Origin of the sequence: Actinomadura sp. 7K507 (assembly GCF_004348425.1) — a bacterium.
Taxonomy (GTDB): domain Bacteria; phylum Actinomycetota; class Actinomycetes; order Streptosporangiales; family Streptosporangiaceae; genus Spirillospora.
Genome location: NZ_SMKK01000003.1, coordinates 88,653 through 106,308, shown reverse-complemented (window position 1 = coordinate 106,308; position 17,656 = coordinate 88,653). Strand labels below are relative to the sequence as shown.

At 72.0% G+C, this 17,656-nt stretch carries 19 protein-coding genes; 8 read left to right on the top strand and 11 right to left on the bottom strand.

Annotated features, from left to right (window positions below; genetic code table 11):
- Window positions 1-1,410, top strand: a 1,410-nt coding sequence (locus E1285_RS01675) for an AI-2E family transporter (protein WP_243722475.1), incomplete at its 5' end; no start/stop codon positions are given.
- Between the two features lie 17 nt (window positions 1,411-1,427).
- On the opposite strand, the gene E1285_RS01670 is transcribed toward E1285_RS01675, so the two are convergent.
- The 4 genes from E1285_RS01670 to E1285_RS01655 form a co-directional block, all read right to left on the bottom strand.
- Entirely contained in the window at window positions 1,428-2,219 is a 792-nt protein-coding gene (locus E1285_RS01670; protein ID WP_132146970.1) for an alpha/beta fold hydrolase, read from the bottom strand.
- Window positions 2,220-2,282: 63 nt separating this feature from the next.
- Window positions 2,283-3,005, bottom strand: a complete 723-nt coding sequence (locus E1285_RS01665; protein WP_132146967.1) for an alpha/beta hydrolase — start codon at window positions 3,003-3,005, stop codon at window positions 2,283-2,285.
- 8 nt (window positions 3,006-3,013) lie between these two features.
- A complete protein-coding gene (locus E1285_RS01660; RefSeq protein ID WP_132146964.1) occupies window positions 3,014-3,328 on the bottom strand; it encodes an ATP/GTP-binding protein in 315 nt (104 codons plus the stop codon).
- 13 nt (window positions 3,329-3,341) lie between these two features.
- Window positions 3,342-4,916, bottom strand: coding sequence for a 3-hydroxybutyryl-CoA dehydrogenase (locus E1285_RS01655; RefSeq protein WP_132146961.1), 1,575 nt, complete (start codon window positions 4,914-4,916; stop codon window positions 3,342-3,344).
- A 54-nt stretch (window positions 4,917-4,970) separates the two neighbouring features.
- Here E1285_RS01655 and E1285_RS01650 point away from each other — a divergent pair, with 54 nt between their 5' ends.
- Entirely contained in the window at window positions 4,971-5,969 is a 999-nt protein-coding gene (locus E1285_RS01650) for an LLM class flavin-dependent oxidoreductase (RefSeq protein ID WP_132146958.1), read from the top strand.
- An 80-nt stretch (window positions 5,970-6,049) separates the two neighbouring features.
- Here the strand turns inward: E1285_RS01650 and E1285_RS01645 are convergent, their stop codons facing one another.
- Both E1285_RS01645 and E1285_RS01640 read right to left on the bottom strand, forming a co-directional pair.
- Window positions 6,050-6,436 carry an SCO5389 family protein gene (locus E1285_RS01645; protein WP_132146955.1) on the bottom strand — a complete coding sequence of 129 codons (387 nt, stop codon included), beginning with the start codon at window positions 6,434-6,436 and terminating at the stop codon, window positions 6,050-6,052.
- A gap of 138 nt (window positions 6,437-6,574) precedes the next feature.
- The gene (locus E1285_RS01640; protein WP_132146952.1) at window positions 6,575-6,757 is read right to left on the bottom strand and encodes a hypothetical protein; all 183 of its coding nucleotides are present in this window, start codon (window positions 6,755-6,757) and stop codon (window positions 6,575-6,577) included.
- 188 nt (window positions 6,758-6,945) lie between these two features.
- On the opposite strand from E1285_RS01640, the gene nucS reads away from it, so the two are divergent.
- From nucS to E1285_RS01615, 5 genes are all read left to right on the top strand, one after another.
- A complete protein-coding gene (gene nucS, locus E1285_RS01635) occupies window positions 6,946-7,626 on the top strand; it encodes an endonuclease NucS (protein WP_132146949.1) in 681 nt (226 codons plus the stop codon).
- An 83-nt stretch (window positions 7,627-7,709) separates the two neighbouring features.
- Window positions 7,710-8,294, top strand: a complete 585-nt coding sequence (locus E1285_RS01630; protein ID WP_132146946.1) for a TetR/AcrR family transcriptional regulator — start codon at window positions 7,710-7,712, stop codon at window positions 8,292-8,294.
- A gap of 78 nt (window positions 8,295-8,372) precedes the next feature.
- The gene (locus E1285_RS01625) at window positions 8,373-9,161 is read left to right on the top strand and encodes a site-2 protease family protein (RefSeq protein ID WP_132146943.1); all 789 of its coding nucleotides are present in this window, start codon (window positions 8,373-8,375) and stop codon (window positions 9,159-9,161) included.
- Between the two features lie 103 nt (window positions 9,162-9,264).
- Complete coding sequence (locus E1285_RS01620; protein ID WP_132146940.1) at window positions 9,265-10,764, top strand: aldehyde dehydrogenase family protein; 1,500 nt, start codon at window positions 9,265-9,267, stop codon at window positions 10,762-10,764.
- Window positions 10,765-10,831: 67 nt separating this feature from the next.
- Window positions 10,832-11,326, top strand: coding sequence for a GNAT family N-acetyltransferase (locus E1285_RS01615; RefSeq protein WP_132146937.1), 495 nt, complete (start codon window positions 10,832-10,834; stop codon window positions 11,324-11,326).
- A gap of 38 nt (window positions 11,327-11,364) precedes the next feature.
- On the opposite strand, the gene E1285_RS01610 is transcribed toward E1285_RS01615, so the two are convergent.
- The 5 genes from E1285_RS01610 to E1285_RS01590 form a co-directional block, all read right to left on the bottom strand.
- Entirely contained in the window at window positions 11,365-11,697 is a 333-nt protein-coding gene (locus E1285_RS01610; protein WP_132146934.1) for a DUF202 domain-containing protein, read from the bottom strand.
- A 373-nt stretch (window positions 11,698-12,070) separates the two neighbouring features.
- The gene (locus E1285_RS01605; RefSeq protein ID WP_132146931.1) at window positions 12,071-12,514 is read right to left on the bottom strand and encodes a hypothetical protein; all 444 of its coding nucleotides are present in this window, start codon (window positions 12,512-12,514) and stop codon (window positions 12,071-12,073) included.
- A gap of 10 nt (window positions 12,515-12,524) precedes the next feature.
- The gene (locus tag E1285_RS01600; RefSeq protein WP_207946336.1) at window positions 12,525-13,592 is read right to left on the bottom strand and encodes a DUF6745 domain-containing protein; all 1,068 of its coding nucleotides are present in this window, start codon (window positions 13,590-13,592) and stop codon (window positions 12,525-12,527) included.
- 155 nt (window positions 13,593-13,747) lie between these two features.
- Window positions 13,748-15,133, bottom strand: coding sequence for an FAD-binding oxidoreductase (locus tag E1285_RS01595; RefSeq protein ID WP_132146925.1), 1,386 nt, complete (start codon window positions 15,131-15,133; stop codon window positions 13,748-13,750).
- 173 nt (window positions 15,134-15,306) lie between these two features.
- Entirely contained in the window at window positions 15,307-16,899 is a 1,593-nt protein-coding gene (locus E1285_RS01590) for a GMC family oxidoreductase N-terminal domain-containing protein (protein ID WP_132146922.1), read from the bottom strand.
- Between the two features lie 72 nt (window positions 16,900-16,971).
- Between E1285_RS01590 and E1285_RS01585 the strand changes: the two genes are divergently transcribed.
- On the top strand, window positions 16,972-17,598 hold the full coding sequence (locus tag E1285_RS01585; RefSeq protein WP_132146919.1) for a cob(I)yrinic acid a,c-diamide adenosyltransferase: 627 nt from the start codon (window positions 16,972-16,974) through the stop codon (window positions 17,596-17,598).
- Window positions 17,599-17,656 lie beyond the last annotated feature (58 nt).

Sequence of the window (17,656 nt, the reverse complement as noted above, 5' to 3'; positions counted from 1 at the left end):
GAGTCCGACGACGACCCACCCGCGGCTCCCGGCCGGACCGGTGACGATCCGTCCGGGGAACCCGCCCGTGCCGGGCGGACGGAGCCGACCGAATCGGACGAGTCGACCGAGCCGGACGAGCCGACCGAATCGGACGAGCCGACCGAGCCGGACGAGGACGTTCTCGCGCCCAGCGGGGCGCTGAGGCCCGAGGAGATCGAGGAGCCCGCCGGGGAGCGTGACCCGGCCACCGGCGCGCCCGTGAGCCTCCCGGCGACGGTGCAGGTGGCCGATCCCCCGGCGCGCGGACCGGGCTCGCCCGACCCGGTGGAGGACGTGGACCAGCGCAAGCGCGAGGCGGGCGTGGACAACCTGTTCCCGTTCGGACGGCCCGGTCAGCCGCTCGGCCGCGCCCACCCGTTCGTGTTCGGGTTCACCGCGGCCCTCGGCGTCATCACCGCCTGGATGCTGGTGCAGGCCGCGGCGAACGCCAAGTCCGTGATCGTGATGATCGTGGTCGGGATGTTCCTCGCGGTCGGCCTGAACCCGGCGGTGGAGCGCCTCCGCAGGTTCGGATTCCCGCGCGGCGCGGCCGTGGCGACGGTGTTCCTCGGGGTGCTCCTGTTCTTCGCGGGCTTCGTCGCCTCGCTCGTCCAGCCGGTCACCGAGCAGGTCAACGAGCTTCGCGAGAGCATCCCCGAGTACGTCGGGCAGTTGCAGGAGAACGAGACGCTGGCCGAGTGGGACGAGCGCTACGGGCTGCTCGACCGCGCCGAGCAGACGGTCAACAGCCCGGACTTCCAGAACACCCTCACCGACACCGCCACCGGCATCGGCAAGGTCGCGATCAACGGCGTCTTCCAGACGGTCACGATCCTGATCCTGACGCTGTACTTCCTCAGCTCGCTGCCGCAGATCAAGACGTTCTTCTACAGGCTCGCCCCCCGGTCCCGGAGGGCGCGCGTCGCCCTGCTGGGCGACGAGATCCTCGACCGGATCGGCGGCTACGTCGCCGGGCAGTTCACGATCGCGTTCATCGCGGGCCTCTCCTCGTACATCTTCCTGTCGATCCTCGGGGTGAGCTACGGCCTGGCGCTGTCGCTGATCGTCGCGGTGACGGCCCTGATCCCGCTCGTCGGAGCGACGATCGGCGCGGTGGTCGTGGGCCTGGTCGCGTTCCTGACCGGGACCACCACGGACCTGATCATCGTCGTGATCTTCTACCTCATCTACCAGCAGGTGGAGAACTACCTCCTGTATCCGCGCGTCATGAAGCGGACGGTGGACGTGCAGCCGGCGGTGACGATCGTGGCGGCGCTGGTCGGCGCGGCGCTGCTCGGCGTGATCGGCGCGCTGCTGGCGATCCCGACGGCGGCGGCGATCTCGCTGCTGATCCGCGAGGTGGCGATGCCGAGGCAGGAGACGCTCTAGGACTCGGGCCGGACGTGTCAGTGGCTGGTCCGGGCGAGGGCGGCGGCGAACTCCGCGACGGCCTGGTTGAACAGGTCCGGCTGCTCGACGGCGCACAGGTGCCCGGCGCGCGGGATGACCAGCAGTTCCGCGTTGGGCAGCGCGCCGGACATGGCGCGGGCCTCGTCCTCGGTGGCCAGCGCGTCCTCGTCCCCGATCATGACGAGGGCGGGTACCCGCAGGCCGTGGAGCGTCTCGAACGCGTCGGCGCGTCCGGCCATGGCGCGCTGCGCCCACGCGGCGGCCCGCGGCGGGGTGGCCTGGACGAGGCCGCGGACGCGCCCGTAGACGAGGGCGCGCTGGCGGAACGTGGTGGGCCCGACGAGGCCGGGCAGCACGTCGTCCACCAGGACCTGCGTGGTGCCCTCGTCTTCGAGGCGGCCCGCCTGCCGCAGCCGGACCTCCCGGACGGGCTCGGCGTCGGCGGTGGCGCGCGTGGCGGCCAGGACCAGGCCGAGGACGAGGTCGGGGTGGCGCCGGCACAGCGCCATCGCCACGTAGCCGCCCATGGACAGCCCGCAGACGACGGCGCGGCGGAGGCCGAGCCGCCGGAACACGCCCGCGACGTCGTCGGCCATCGCGTCGATCGACGGCTCGTCGTCGCCGAGCACGGAGCCGCCGAAGCCGCGCAGGTCGGGGGTGATGACGCGGAACCGGTTCGCGAGCCCCTCCCGCTGGGCGAGCCACATCGCCGAGGAGAGCGGGAAGGCGTGCAGCAGGACGAGTGGCGTGCCGGTTCCGACGTCCCTGGCGTGAAGCTGCACGGTCATACGCCATCGTTACCCGTTCTCGGGTCGTGCGTGACGAGAGTGGCCGCGATCGGCCGCATGAGGTTATTGGCCCGGTTCGTCCCATTCAGTGGGGAGCGGGGCCGCCGCGGGGACGACCCGCTGCACGATCTCGTTCAGAACGATCCGGACATACGGCTCGCCGACCCAGAGATGCTTGGCGTTGTCGACCGCGACCACCTCGGCCTGCGGGACGCGCTTGAACCGCTCCCGCGCCTCCGCCGGACGCAGGAAGTCGTCGAACTCCGGGACCAGCGCCACCACGGGCCGCCCATCGGCGCCCCACGCGTCCAGATCGGCGTCGCCCGCGCGCCGCAGCGGAGGGGACAGCAGGATCGCGCCCTCCACCAGCGGGTCACGCCCCCACTTCAGCGCCAGCTCGGTGCCGAACGACCAGCCGAGCAGCCACGGGCGCGGCAGATCGTGGTACTCGGTGTACTCGAGGGCCGCCGCGACGTCGAACCGCTCGGTCTCCCCCTCGCCGAACTCGCCCTCGCTCGTGCCGCGCGCCGACGACGTCCCGCGCGTGTTGAACCGCAGCACCGCGAGGCCGGCGAGCGCGGGCAGCCGGTAGGCCGCCTTGCGCAGGACGTGGCTGTCCATCATCCCCTCGGCCGTGGGCAGCGGATGCAGGCACACCAGCGTCGCGACCGGCGGCCGCTCGGGGGGCAGCGCCAGCTCCCCGACCAGTTCCAGGCCGTCGGAGGTGTGCAGCGTGATCTCCTCGCGCCGCGCCGGCAGCACCGTGGCCGCCCTGATCTCCGCCATGAGTCTCCCTAGTAACGAGGCGCGTCACGTGAACGCATGATGCGGGGCGAGCGCCTGCCGCGAGCCTGCCAGCAGGGACGGTGCCAGTGCCGCCGGTCCCGGCCGCCGTCGTCGTCCGCCCGCCACGCGACGACGTGCGCGACGCCCGGCGGGATCTCCTGGTCGCACCCGGGACACCGGTACGCCTTGGCCGCCCCCGCCCCCGATATCGCCCGGACGATCCATTCACCGTCCGGCCCCTCCTCGGTCTCCTGAGTCCACGTACCGCCGCCGCCCCGCGCGGGACGTCCCGACACGGCACGGCGATTCTTCCGGGGGCTCATCGTTCAAGAATATTCAGCGCAGCGGGGCCCCGGCGGTGACGTGTTCGGTGAGGAGGGGTGCGGGGGCCACGGCGGGCTCGCGGGTCTCGGCGTGCAGGGCTTCCAGGACGGTGACCGCGCGGCCCAGGCCGAGGCGGTCGAGATCGGCGATCGGGCCGGTCGGGTAGCCGCAGCCGAGCGTCATCGCGGCGTCGATCGAGTCGGCGTCGGCGTATCCGGCGCCGAGCATCGCCGCGGCGTCGTTGAGGTACGGGAAGCGCAGGGCGTCCACGATGAAGCCCGCGCGGTCGCGGCAGCGGACCGCGGTGAGGCCGAGGCGCCGGGCGAGGCCGGCGGCCCGGTCGGCGACCCCCGGGTCGGTGGCGACCGTGGCGGCGATCTCGGCGAGCGCGCCGGCCGGGTCGGGCAGGTGCAGGCCGACGACGTCGCCGGCGCGTCCGGTGGCCACCGCCTGCTCGATCACCGAGCCGCCCACCGACGTGACGGCCAGCACGGCGCCGGGCCCCGCGGCCTGGGCGGCGGTCGACAGCAGCGCCCGTCCGGCCTCGGGGTCCTCGGCCGCCTCGACGATCAGGTCGCAGTCGGCGAGCCGCGCGGCGGAGTCGCGGACCTGGGCGCCCGCCCTGTCGCACAGCGCGGCGATCGCGTCCGCCAGCGGGCCGACGCCGACGATGCCCACGACCGGCGGCGGCCCGTCGGCGGTCTCGGGCTCTGGCTCGGGCTCGGGCTTGTCGTAGCCGTAGAAGCCGCGGCCGGTCTTGCGGCCGAGGAGCCCGGCGGTGACGAGTTCGCGCAGCAGCGGGGAGGCGGCGTGCCGGCGGTCCCGCGACTCGGCGTAGATCGCGTCGAGCACCTCCACGCAGGTGTCGAGGCCGATCAGGTCCATGAGGGTGAACGGGCCCATCGGCAGGCCCGCGCCCGCCTTGATCGCGGCGTCGATGTCGTCGCGGGTCGCGTGCCCCGACTCCAGCATCGACGCGGCCTGGTTCAGGTATCCGAACAGCAGCCGGTTCGCGACGAACCCGGCGCGGTCCCCGATCGTGACCGGCGTCTTGCCGAGGCCCTTCACCAGGTCCGCGACGCGGGCCGCGGCGTCCGGCTCGGTCAGCACGGTCCCGATGACCTCGACGAGCTTCATCACGGGCGCCGGGTTGAAGAAGTGCACCCCGACGATCTTGGCGGGGCGGCCGGTGGTGACCGCGATGTCGGTGACCGACAGCGAGGAGGTGTTGGTGGCGAGGACGGCGTCGTCCCGGCACACGCGGTCCAGCTCGGCGAAGACCTTGCGCTTCAGGTCGAGCCGCTCGGGGACGGCCTCGATGACGAGGTCGCAGTCGCCGAGGTCGGCGAAGTCGGTCGACAGCGTGATGCGGCCGAGGATCTCGCGCTGCGCGTCCTCGGTGAGCCTGCCGCGCTTGACGGCCCGCCCGGTCGAGCCCTCCAGGTGCCCGCGCCCCCGCTCCAGCGCCTCGGCGTTCACCTCGACGCCGACGACCGCGAGCCCTCCGCGCGCCAGCACCTCCGCGATGCCCGCGCCCATCGTGCCCAGTCCGACGACCCCGACCCTGCTGAACGAACCACCAGTCATGACGGCAGTCTCCCAAAGCGCTCGCGCTGCCACGATGGCGGGTACGACGGGGACGTGCGCCTAGGAATCTTCCTCCTCACCACACGGTACGAGCCCCGCTCCGACGCCCAGGGGGACGCCGCCGCCCTGGCCCGCACGGTCGAGGCCGCAGTCGCCGCCGAACGGGCCGGGTTCGACGACGTGTGGCTGGCCGAGCACCACTTCATGTCGTACGGGGTCGTCCCGTCGGCGACCGTCCTCGCCGGGCACCTCCTGGCCCTCACCGGCCGGGTCCACGTCGGGACGGCGGTCAGCGTGCTGTCCACGCAGCACCCGGTGGCGCTGGCGGAGCAGGCGGCGATGCTGTCGCTGCTTTCCGGCGGCCGTTTCCGCCTCGGCGTCGGGCGCGGCGGCCCGTGGCGGGACCTGGAGGTGTTCGGCACGGGTCTCCCCCGCTACGAGGAGGGCTTCGCGGAATCCCTGGATCTGCTCCTCTCCTGGTTGCGTTCCGACCGTGTGTCCTGGTCGGGAGACCACTTCGAGTTCCGCGAAGTACCGGTCGTCCCGCGCGCGCTTGCCTCGCCGCAGGTAGTGGTCGCCTGCACGTCCCCCGCCACTGAGGCAATGGCGGCAGAACGCGGCCTGCCCATGCTGCTGGGGATGCACGTGGACGCCGCCGAGAAGGCCGCGGCGGTGGCCCGGCACGGCGACCCGTCGCTCCCGCACATCTCCACCCACGTGGCGCAGGTCGCCGACACGCGCGAAGCGGCCGTCCGGACCCTGATGGACGGGATGCCGCGCTGGCTGGGCCCTGGCCTGGAGGGATACGTCCCGGTGGACGACCGTCCGCGGCCGTCCCGCGACCCGGTCGCCTACACGCGCTTCATGTGCGACCTGCACCCCGTCGGCTCCCCGGACGACTGCGCGGAGTCACTCGTGGCCACCGTCGAACGCACCGGAATCCGGCACCTGATCCTGCTGGTGGAGGCCGCCGGTTCCCGCGCGGCCACCCTGGACAACATCGCCCGCCTGGGCGCCGACGTCCTGCCGAAGGTCCGCGCGGCCGTCCCCTGAGGCCGCGCCGAGAGCAGACGCGTGCGGCGTGCCGGGTGGCCATCGGAGGCACCGGCACGCCGCGGGTCAGCGGATCGGGGTCAGCAGTCGCGGAGTTCGGGGGACTGGTTGAGGATCTGTTCGCGGGCCGTGACGAACGTCCTGTAGGCGTCGGATTCGTTGGCCGGGAAGACCGCCACGCGGTGGCAGTTCTGGAATGCGAGCCTGATGCCGAAGTGGCGCTCCAGCGTGCCGCGCATGGCGTCGCTCGCCAGGACGCGGAGCAGCTGGCCGCGGGCCTGCTCGTCCGGCGGCGGGGTCAGGTTGTCGGCGAAGTCGCCGCCGTCCACCTGGAGCCGCGCCACCAGCCCGCTGATCATGTCCCACGCGTACGGGAGGGACGTTCTGATGCACTCGACGAACGCGGCGTCGCCGACCTCGCCCTGCTGCGCCGTCTCCAGGAGTTCCGGGGTCACGTCAAGAGACATGCGGGGGTCCTTTCGCCAGACGGAGGATGACTCCCACAGTGGACGCTAATCACGGCTCCCGGAGAATTCCAGGGGTTGACAAGGGTTTTCATTCCTACAGCGGTCGCCCCCGGCCGGTCCCGCCGGCCGAGGGCCTGGTCAGCGTGCGGGTGCGGCGCCGCGGCCGGACGGCCGCGCAGGGCGGGCGTTCCGTTCGGCTCGGTCCGCCCAGAACTCGCGGGCCCGGCGCGCCAGCCGCCCGGCGTGGACGGCCCGCGCCTCCGCCCGCATCTCGCCGGCCCGCTCCCGCATGATCGTCCGCATGATGTCGTGGTGGTACACGGCCCCTCCTCCCGTAGGCCGGGCGCCGATCACGGCCCGGCATCCAAGAGGTTCGTCCTAAGGCGCCCGCCGCCACATCGGCACGACGCCTTAGATCCGCGGTGACGCCGCCTTAGCGGCAGCCGCCTCAGCGGCCGGCCTGCGCGACACGGCCCACGCGCCCCCGCCGCGCCACTAGGTTGGGCGGTGTGCGTCTCGTTATCGCCCGCTGCAGTGTCGACTACGCCGGCAAGCTCACCGCCCACCTGCCGATGGCCCCCCGCCTGATCCTGATCAAGGCGGACGGGAGCGTGAGCGTCCACGCCGACGACCGCGCCTACAAGCCCCTCAACTGGATGAACCCGCCCTGCTCGCTGCGCGAGGAGAGCCACGAGGAGAACGGCGCCATCGCGCGCTGGACGGTCACGCACGGCAAGTCGGGCGAGCGGCTCATCCTCACGATCGAGGAGATCCTGCACGACGCCAGCCACGAACTCGGGCTGGACCCCGGCCTGCAGAAGGACGGCGTGGAGGCGCACCTCCAGGAGCTGCTCGCCGAGCACATCACCACGCTCGGGGACGGCTGGTCGCTGATCCGCCGGGAGTTCCCGACCGCGATCGGCCCGGTCGACATCCTGTGCCGGGACGCCGACATGGCCACCGTCGCCATCGAGATCAAGCGACGGGGCGAGATCGACGGCGTCGAGCAGCTCACCCGCTACCTGGAGCTGCTCAACCGCGACCCGCATCTCGCGCCCGTGCGCGGCGTGTTCGCGGCGCAGGAGATCAAGCCGCAGGCGCGCGTCCTCGCCACCGACCGCGGCATCGACTGCGTCACCCTCGACTACGACTCCCTGCGCGGCATCGAACACGAGGGCACCCTCTTCTGAGACGCGCCCTTCTGAGACGCGCCCTTCTGGGATGCGCCGCTCGGGCGGGCGATGCGGGCGCGGGCTCCCGGTAATGTTCGGGTATGTCCCCGGTCAGCACCGACGCGACCCGCGAACGGATCATCGACGCCGCCGAGGAGTGCTTCGGCCGTTTCGGTGTCGCCAAGACCACGGTCGAGGACATCGCGGCCGCGGCGAAGCTGTCCCGGGCGACGGTGTACCGCAGTGTCAGCGGCGGGCGGGACGAGCTGATCCTGGCCGTGGTGGTCCGTGACCTGCACCGGTTCCTGGACCGGCTGGCCGAGCGGCTGCGCCGGGAGCGGTCGGTGCCGGAGGCGATCGTCGAGGGCACGATGGACGCGGTCCGCTACGTCCGCAGCGAGCCGACCATCGCGCACTTCCTGGTGCCGGAGGCGGCGGGGCACATGCAGGCGGCGGTGGCCGGCGCGGGCGAGCACGTGCTCGCGCTGTGCTGCGAGTACGTGCGGCCCTACTTCGAGCAGGCGCAGCGGCAGCGCACGCTCAGGGCCGACATCGAGGTGGAGGGGACCATCGAGTTCCTCTTCCGCATCATCACCTCGCTGATCGTCATGGACCGCGACCGCGACGACGAGGGGCTGCGCCGCTTCCTGCGCACCTATGTCGTCCCGGTCATCGCGGCTCCTTGACTCCGGCGAGCGGGTAGCTTCGAAGATCGGACGGGAACCGGCGCCGGCGGGGACGGCGCATGCGAGAGGGGCCGAACGATGGAGGGCACTGCGCACGGGACGCGAGGGGGTGCGGCCGTCCGGCCGAGCCCGGTGTTCCTCGCGATCGTGGCGGCGACGGTCCTGTGCGGCCTGATCGCCTGGCGGTACGCCGACGACCCGTCCACGCCCGCGCGGCTCGCGGTGTTCGGGTTCGTGCTGGCGGCGTGGGTGCTGTCGCTGTGCCTGCACGAGTTCGGGCACGCCTACATGGCCTACCGGTCGGGTGACCGCAGCGTCGCCTCGAAGGGCTACCTGACGCTGAACCCGCTGAGGTACTCCGACATGACGCTCAGCTTCGTGATCCCGGTGGTGTTCATCGTGCTCGGCGGGATCGGCCTGCCGGGCGGCGCCGTCTGGATCGAGCGGCACCGGATCCGCGGCAGGCTGAGGCACAGCCTGATCTCCGCGGCGGGGCCGCTGTCCAACGCGCTGTTCGCGATCATGCTCGCGGTGCTGTACAAGAACTTCGCGCACCAGGATCACGGCGTGTTCTGGCTGGCCGTGGCGTTCCTGGCGTTCCTCCAGGTGACGGCGGCGGTGCTGAACCTGCTGCCGATCCCCGGCCTGGACGGCTTCGGGATCATCGAGCCCTACCTGCCGAGCCGGCTGGTGGACAAGGTCGCCCCCTACGGCGGCTACGTGTTCCTCATCCTGATCGCCCTGCTGTGGCTGGGGCCGGTCAACCAGGTGTTCTTCGACCTGATCTTCAACATCACCGGCGTGCTGGGCCTGGAGGAGTTCCCGATCCAGTTCGGCCACTCGCTGTTCCAGTTCTGGAGCGACTGACTCCGTTGACGCCTTGAGGTGACCACCCGGGACGTAGGGTGATTTACTAGCCGGTACACACCTGCAAGCAATCACTTACCAGGCTCCTCCCGGGAGGTTCCTCATGTCCGTGGCCACGGAGAGCGCCGAAACCTTCGCGTCCCTGAACCCGGCCACCAACGAGGTCGTCGCCGAGCATCCCGTCCAGGACGCCGCCGCCGTCGCCGCAGCGGTCGAGCGCGCCCGCGAGGCGGCCGGCTGGTGGCGCGCCCTCGGCTGGAAGGAGCGCCGGCTCCGGCTGCTCAACATCAAGGGATCGCTCACCCGCAACCTCAACCGGATGGCCGAACTCGTCCACGAGGAGACCGGGAAACCGGTGCAGGACGCCCAGCTGGAGACGATCATGGCGATCTCCCACCTGGACTGGGCGGCCCGCAACGCGCAGAAGACCCTCGGCCCGCGCACCGTCTTCCCGGGCCTCATGGCGATCAACCAGAAGTGCGTGCTGGAGTACCAGCCGCTCGGCGTCGTCGGCGTGATCGGCCCGTGGAACTACCCGATCTTCACCCCGATGGGCTCGATCGCCTACGCGCTCGCCGCCGGCAACGCCGTGGTCTTCAAGCCCTCGGAGTTCACGCCCGGCGTCGGCGTGTTCCTGGCGGAACTGGTCGCCGCCGTCGTCCCCGAGCACCCCGTCCTGCAGACGATCACCGGGCTGGGCGAGACCGGCGCGGCGCTCGCCTCGTCCCCGGACATCGACAAGATCGCCTTCACCGGGTCGGCCCGCACCGCCAAGCGCGTCATGGCGGCCTGCGCCGAGAACCTCACGCCGATCGTCGCCGAATGCGGCGGCAAGGACGCCTGCATCGTCGACTCCGACGCCGACCTCGACGCCGCCGCCGACGCCGCGCTGTGGGGCGCCATGTCCAACGCCGGGCAGACCTGCATCGGCGTCGAACGCATCTACGTCGTCGACGACGCCTACGACAAGTTCCTCGGCAAGCTCACCGACAAGGCCCGCGACCTGCGCCCCGGCTACGACCGCGAGGCCGCCTACGGCCCGATCACGATGCCGTCCCAGCTCGACATCATCGAGCGCCACATCAAGGACGCCCTGGACAAGGGCGGCAAGGCCGTCGTGGGCGGCGCCGAGTCCGTCCGCAAGCCCTACGTGGAGCCGGTCGTGCTGACCGGCGTGCCGGACGACTCGTCCGCCGTCAGCGAGGAGACGTTCGGCCCGACCATCACCGTGCACCGCGTCAAGGACCTCGACGAGGCCGTCGAGAAGGCCAACAGGACCAGCTACGGGCTCGCCGGGACGATCTTCTCCGGTGACCGGTCCCGCGCGATGGACGTCGCCCGCCGGATGCGCTCCGGCATGACGTCCATCAACGCCTTCGCCGCGTTCGCCCAGGTCGCCGCCCTGCCGTTCGGCGGCGTCGGGGAGTCGGGCTTCGGCCGCATCCACGGCGCGGACGGCCTGCGCGAGTTCACCCGCCCGAAGGCCATCACCCGGCAGCGGTTCTCGACGATGAACCTCACCTCGTTCGACCGCACCGAGAAGGAGATGGCGCGCGTCCTCAACATGATCAACATGATCCACGGCCGCCGCTACAAGCGCTGACACCGCCACCGCGCGGATCCGGCGCCCCGACCGGATCCGCGCGGGAGCGCCGCCTAGACTCGCGACCATGACATCCGGGACGTTCGGGGCACCTGTGCGCAGCCGCCTCCAGGCGGCCCTGCACGCGCCGGCCCCTCCCCCGCCGGGCTTCCGCCTGTTCACCGGCGACGACGTCCCCGCGCTCGCCGCCCTCATGTGGGACGCCTACCGCGGCACCCCCGACGAGACCGACGTGGAAGGCCCCGGAGGCGCGGCACGCGAGGTCCGGCTCACCCTGGACGGCGAGTACGGCGCCTTCCTCCCCGCCGCGTCGTTCGTCGCCGACCGCGACGAACGTCCCGTCGCCGGCGCCCTCGTCACCCTCTACAAGGACCTGCCCCTGCTGGCGTTCCTTTTCGTCAGCCCGTCCCACGCCGGGCAGGGCCTGGGACGGGGCCTGATCCAGGCCGTCATGCACGCCCTGGCCGAACAGGGCCACGACACGCTGACCCTCGCGGTGACCCGCCGCAACCGCCGCGCCCGCCACCTGTACGACCGCCTGGGTTTCGTAGAAGTCGCCTAAGCGTCCAAGGCCCGACCCCTGCGCGGCCGGGCCGCCCGTCACCAGACCACCAGTGCCATGGCCGTGGCGATGGCGAGGATCAGCACGATCCCGGCGATCAGCGGGCCCCCGGTCCCGTGGGCGACCGGCGGTCGGCCGTGCTCGAGGTCCCGTGCGACGGACCGGTACCGGACACCCGAATAGACGACGCCCGCGACGCCCACGCAGAGCAGGACGATCCCCGCGGCGAGGGAGCGGGCGCCTCCGGTCCCGACGAACTCGGCGACGGCCAGGCCGAGCACCATCACGGTGGCGGACGTGCGCAGCCAGGCCAGGTAAGTGCGTTCGTTGGCAAGAAGGTCACGGGTGCGGCTGCCGCCGTCTTCCGCCACAGGGTCCTCCTCCGGATCAACCGCACCTTACGGCCACCCGGCGACGGACTTACCCCGCGGGGCGAGGCCGCGAACGATCTAAGGCGTCCAAGGGCCTCGGATAGGGCGTCGTCCCGATGTGGGGCAGGGGGCCTTAGGACGAACCTTGTACATGTCGGGCCGAGAGGGCCCGGCGGGAACAAGGAGAACGAGATGATCCGCCCCGAGTTCAGCAACACCGTCATCATCAGCGACCGCGTACGGGTACTGCGGAACGAGGCGAAGAACGCCCGCCGCGCCCGCATCGCGAAGGCCCTCAAGCGGTGACGCCCCAGGCCCGCACGCGCAACGCGCCCCCGTCCGTCCGGACGGGGGCGTTTCCTGTCGCGGTGGGTCAGTCGGCGACCATGCGGGAGCCCCATCCGCCGGTCGTGAACTCGCGCTGGCGGCGGACGGCGTAGCGGCCCGGCGTGCAGCCGGACGCACCGTGCTCGGGATGCAGCAGGTAGACGGGGGCCGACGCCTCGAAGACGCCGATGGCCAGGTGGCCGGCGTCCGACACGTACCGCGTCCAGCGGCAGGTGCCCGGGTCGGCGACGAGGGTGTGCGGGTTGCCGCCTGCCGCGCCCCGGAGCAGCTCGACGCCTTCGGGCGGCACGTCCGTCCAGACGACATTCGGCAGGATCGACAGGGACGCCGAGATTTCGGACACGGGAACGACGATCAGATCGCCCTGGGCCTGGAGCCCGTCGATGACGGGGATGCTCACCGACTGTTCGAGATGGTCGAGAACGGCGAGCCCGGTCTGCCGGGAAAGAGATGCGAGAGTCACGGTCATGGGAATCACCTCAGGTTCGGCGGACGAGTCGTGAGTACTGGTCGCCGGACAGCCCGTAGGTCCATCCGGCGGCGGCGACCGGGTCGTCGATGCCGCCCGGCACGGTCAGCCCGTACCGGCGGCGGTGCCCGTCGCGTTCCGTGGAGCCGTTGACGGCGAGCAGCACCCTGGTCTGCTCCCGGAAGTCGTAGAGCCGCAGTTCCGAGCCGGGGTTGCCGGGATCCGGCGCGGTGCCCACGAGCCGCAGCCCGGCCCCGTCGATGTAGCCGCCCCAGCCGATCTTCTCGATCGCGCACCGCCGGACCTCGACGTTGGTCTCCGCCGTGATCCGGTCGACGCCCGGGTCGTCGATCACCCACGGCGGCACCTTCGTGCCGTGCCAGGCGTGCACGTCCCAGCCGTCGGCGAAACGGAGCGCGGGACCGTCCGGGCGATGCAGCCGCACCTCCCCTTCGTCGCCCCAGACCTCGGTGTGGATCTCGACGGGCCGCTCGGAGACGACGCAGGCGCGCTCGCGCGGCCACCACCAGCCGCAGGACCGCGCCGCCGTCGACCACAGGTCGAGCAGGCGGTCCTGCTCGGGCGTGAAGACGACACCGGACGTCCGGCGGATCGCGTCGTAGTGGGCGGGCCAGGACCTGCAAAGAGCCGTGTACCAGGCGTCGTTCCGCCCGGCCGTCTCCTGAACCGGCCGGAGCGCCGTGTGGAGCGTGCTGTTGGCCGAAACTCTGATCGGTGACCGGACCAGTTGCCCGATGATCCGGTCAAGTGGACCGTAGTCCCGCATGATCGAGACGTCGAGTCGCGCGGTGAATTCGCTGACCAGCCTGCGGAACCGCGGTGGGAGGGGCCAGGCGGCGAATCGGTCCGCGGTCTCGGACGCCCGCAGCCGCATACCGGGCGGGACGGTCTCCACGGCGGCCAGCGGCGAGGCGACCCAGTGGAAACGCGGTGGATCGAGCCCGATCAGCCGGTACAGCTCGGAGATCGCGGCCTCTGCGGCCGGACGGTCGGCGGGCACGGTGGAGAGCAGATGTCCGAGCCATTCCGCACGGACGGCGGCAGCTTCCCGCTGCACGTGGACGCTCACCGGACGAGGGCGGAAACGCCCCTTTCATTGATCATGGACCGAATCGTGACAGACCACGGGCCCGCCTGTCCAGCCCATACCGCGGGACCAGCCGGCGGTACCGCGGTAGCCGTCCGAGGTTCCCCCGGCGAGCGAGCGCGCGTCTAGGGCGTTCTGGCGGGACGAATGTTCTGGTTCGCATGGAAGAAGTTGTCGGGGTCGTACGTCGCCTTGACCTGCGCGAGTCTTTCGTAGTGGTCACCGTAGGTCGCCTGGACCCTGTCCTCGCTTTCGTCCGCGCCGATGAAGTTCACGTAGGAGCCGCCCATCGAGTACGGGTGCAGCTCCTCCCAGTAGTCCACGCACCACTGCCGGATGGTCGCGGCGTTCGCGGGATCCGGGTCGATGCCGGCGAAGACGCCGGACCAGGTGGCATTCCGGTAGCTCCAGGCGGTCTCGTCGCTTCCCACCCGGTGGACCGCGCCGTCGATCGGGTACAGGTGCATGGTGGACAGGTCGGTGGGGATCTCCGAACCGTACTTGTGGTGCACGTCGATGGCCTCGTCGGTGATGCGGTCGAAGAAGTCACCCCGCCAGTACCACTGCAGCCCGGCCGGAATGAGGTCGTCGAACATGGACTGGAGCATCGGGTACGGCATCGGGCTGGTGAAGTGGAACGCCGGACGGCCGGGCTCGCTCACCGGCGCCAGGACGTCCTCCAACTCGTCCGGGTCGCCGGTGTAGCACCAGACGACGGCGCACATCTTCCTGCCGTGAATCTCCTCGGGGAACGGCGGCCCGGGAGGGATGACCATATTGGCGAAGAAGCCGCTCAGGTCCTCGGGTGCCTGTGGCAGGAAGTCGCGGTACCACCGGAGGACCTCGGGGACGGCGTCGATCGGCCATGCGGTGATGCCCACCCCGACCGTGTGCACCGGATGAAGCCGGTAGGTGAACGAGGTGACGGCGCCGAAGTTGCCGCCTCCTCCCCGGAGCGCCCAGAACAGGTCGGAGTTCCGTGTCTCGGACGCGGTGACCTGTGTGCCGTCCGCCAGGATGACGTCGGCGGCGAGCAGGCTGTCCACCGTGAGGCCGTACCTGCGGGTGAGATGGCCGTGGCCGCCGCCGAGCGTGAGGCCACCGATTCCGGTGGTCGAGACGATCCCCGAGGGTGCGGCCAGCCCGAAGGCATGGGTGGCGTGGTCCATGTCGCCCATCAGGCTCCCCCCGCCGACCTCGGCCGTGCGCGCGTCGGGGTCGACCCGCACCCAGCGCATGGGCGACAGGTCGATGGTCACACCGCCCTCCACCAGGCAAAGGCCGGGGCCGCTGTGCCCGCCGCCGAGGACGGCGGCCTCCGCGCCGGCCTCGCGGATCAGGCCGATCGCCGCGATCACGTCCGCGGCGTCGGCGCACCGGACGATGGCGGCGGGACATGTGTCGATCATCGCGTTGTAGATCGTGCGGGCCCGGTCGTAATCCGAGTCCTGCGGGCCGACGATCGGGCCGCGCAGCGTGGTCCGCATGGTTTCCAGAACCGTGGCCTCCATCTGGCCTCCCCCGGCGGGCCGCGGCACACCCTTCACATCGCGCGCCCGTGGTGTCGATCGCCCACCGGGCCCCTCCCGGCGGGGCACTACCACCAGCATCACCCCAGCCCAGGCCCCCCACAACCAGACAAAAGGAAAATACTGCCTGACGTCCGGCCGGGCGGGAGCGTGTCCTAGCTCGGGGCGTTGGCGGGCCTCAGGGGGGCGCGGCCGCGGATGAGGTCGGCGGCGCGTTCGGCGATCGCGATCGTCGGGGCGTTGGTGTTGCCGCGCGGGACGCCCGGCATGACCGAGGCGTCCACCACCCGCAGGCCCTCGACGCCGCGGACGCGCAGTTCCGGGTCGCAGACCGAGTCGCCCGCGCCCATCGCGCACGTGCTGGTGGGGTGGAACAGCGTCGCGACCTCGCGGCGGACGAAGTCCGCGATCGCCTCGTCGGACTCGACCTGCTCGCCGGGGGCCCACTCCCCGCCGACCATGGACGCCAGCGGCCCGGACGCGGCGATCTCCCGGGCCTGGCGCACGCCCGCGACCAGGATGTCCAGGTCGGACTCGGCGGCGAGGTAGGCCGGGTCGATCAGCGGCTTGGCGTGCGGGCTGGCGGAGCGCAGGGTCAGCGAGCCCCGGCCGGCGACGGAGATCGCGGTGACCATGACCGACAGGAGCCGCTCGGACACCTCCACGAGGCCCTGGTCGACGAACGGCGTCGGCAGGACGTGGTACTGGAGGTCGGGCGCCGGCAGCCCCTCCGCCGTCCGGACGAACCCGCCCGCCTCGGCGAGGTTGGACGCGTAGGGCCCGCGCCCGAGTGCCTGGTAGAGGGCGAGGGAGCGGGCGTTCGCCAGCTCCCAAAGGGGCTTGCTGCGGGGCGTCGCGAACATGACGTTCACGAACGGGTGGTCCTGGAGCCGCTGCCCGACCGGCGAGTCGACCAGGACGTCGATGCCGACCGAGCGCAGGTGGTCGGCGGGACCGACGCCGGAGAGCATGAGCAGCTGCGGGCTGTTCACCGCACCGCCCGAGAGGACGACCTCGGCCCCGGCGCGGGCCAGCATCGTCTCGCCGCGCGCCTCGTAGCGGACGCCGGCGGCGCGGCCGTCCTCGATCACGACCCGGGTGGCCAGGGCGTCGGTGACGACGGTGAGGTTCGGGCGGTGCTCGACCGGATGCAGGTAGCCGGTGGCGGCCGACCAGCGCCGGCCCCGCTTCTGGGTGACCTGGTAGAAGCCCACCCCGTCCTGGTCGGCGCCGTTGAAGTCGGGGTTCGCGGCCAGGCCGTACGCCTTGGCGGACTGCACCCAGGCGCGGGTCAGCGGGTGCTTGTAGCGCAGGTCCTCCACGCGCAGCGGCCCGCCGACACCGTGGTAGGGGATCTCGCCGCGCTGCTGGTCCTCGGAGCGGCGGAAGTAGGGCAGCAGGTCCTCGTACCCCCAGCCCTCGCAGCCGTGCGCGTCGCGCCAGGTGTCGTAGTCGTGCCGGGCGCCGCGAATGTAGATCATCGCGTTCGTGGACGAGCTTCCCCCGAGCGTGCGCCCCCGCGGCCAGTACACGCTGCGCCCGGCGGCGTGCTCCTGCGGGACGGTGCCGTAGTCCCAGTCGTACGGCCCCTTGATCATCGACGCCACGGCGGCCGGGATGTGGATCTCGGGCCCGTCGTCGGGCGGGCCCGCCTCCAGCAGCAGGACCTTCACCGACGGGTCCTCGGTCAGCCGGGCGGCGAGAACGCAGCCCGCACTGCCCGCACCCACGATGATGTAGTCGTACAAGACGGCCTCCGGGAGTCTTTCTGGAACCCTACCGAAGGGGCCCCGGCACGGTGCGGCGCTAGGGTGAGCGGTATGGCGAAGAACAGGGATAACCCCGTCGTGCTGTCCCGGATCTACACGCGGACGGGGGACGACGGCACCACCGCGCTCGGCGACGCGTCGCGTACCCGGAAGACCGATCCGCGGCTGGCCGCCTACGCCGACGTCGAGGAGGCCAACGCCGCGATCGGGACGGCGCTCGCGCTCGGTTCCCTCGACGAGGACGTCGCCGCGCTGCTGGTCCGCATCCAGAACGACCTGTTCGACGTGGGCGCCGACCTGTGCGCGCCGGTCGTCCCCGACCCGCAGTACCCGCCGCTGCGCGTCGAGCCGTCCTACATCGAGCGGCTGGAGGCGGCCTGCGACGAGTACAACGAGACGCTCGCGCCGCTGCGCAGCTTCATCCTCCCGGGCGGAGGCCCCGGCGCGGCGCTGCTGCACGTGGCCCGGACGGTCTCCCGGCGCGCCGAACGCTCCGCCTGGGCGGCCGTCGAGGCCCACGGCGCCGCCCCCGTCGGCGACCCCGAAGCGGCCGAGGACGGCGTGAACCCGCTGACCGCCACGTACCTCAACCGGCTCTCCGACCTGCTGTTCATCCTGTGCCGCGTCGCCAACGCCGAGCACGGCGACGTTCTGTGGAAGCCCGGCGGGGAACGCTGAAGGCACGGGGTGGGGGTAGCCCCACCCCCGGCTGACCGGCTCACCTCCTGGTGACGAC

Excerpts from the sequence above, each read along its gene's own strand:
- E1285_RS01670 (WP_132146970.1), bottom strand. The coding sequence starts at position 2,219 with ATGACCGTGCAGCTTCACGCCAGGGACGTCGGAACCGGCACGCCACTC.
- E1285_RS01665 (WP_132146967.1), bottom strand. The coding sequence starts at position 3,005 with ATGGCGGAGATCAGGGCGGCCACGGTGCTGCCGGCGCGGCGCGAGGAG.
- E1285_RS01660 (WP_132146964.1), bottom strand. The coding sequence starts at position 3,328 with ATGAGCCCCCGGAAGAATCGCCGTGCCGTGTCGGGACGTCCCGCGCGG.
- E1285_RS01655 (WP_132146961.1), bottom strand. The coding sequence starts at position 4,916 with ATGACTGGTGGTTCGTTCAGCAGGGTCGGGGTCGTCGGACTGGGCACG.
- E1285_RS01645 (WP_132146955.1), bottom strand. The coding sequence starts at position 6,436 with ATGTCTCTTGACGTGACCCCGGAACTCCTGGAGACGGCGCAGCAGGGC.
- E1285_RS01630 (WP_132146946.1), top strand. The coding sequence starts at position 7,710 with ATGTCCCCGGTCAGCACCGACGCGACCCGCGAACGGATCATCGACGCC.
- E1285_RS01625 (WP_132146943.1), top strand. The coding sequence starts at position 8,373 with ATGGAGGGCACTGCGCACGGGACGCGAGGGGGTGCGGCCGTCCGGCCG.
- E1285_RS01620 (WP_132146940.1), top strand. The coding sequence starts at position 9,265 with ATGTCCGTGGCCACGGAGAGCGCCGAAACCTTCGCGTCCCTGAACCCG.
- E1285_RS01615 (WP_132146937.1), top strand. The coding sequence starts at position 10,832 with ATGACATCCGGGACGTTCGGGGCACCTGTGCGCAGCCGCCTCCAGGCG.
- E1285_RS01605 (WP_132146931.1), bottom strand. The coding sequence starts at position 12,514 with ATGACCGTGACTCTCGCATCTCTTTCCCGGCAGACCGGGCTCGCCGTT.
- E1285_RS01595 (WP_132146925.1), bottom strand. The coding sequence starts at position 15,133 with ATGGAGGCCACGGTTCTGGAAACCATGCGGACCACGCTGCGCGGCCCG.
- E1285_RS01585 (WP_132146919.1), top strand. The coding sequence starts at position 16,972 with ATGGCGAAGAACAGGGATAACCCCGTCGTGCTGTCCCGGATCTACACG.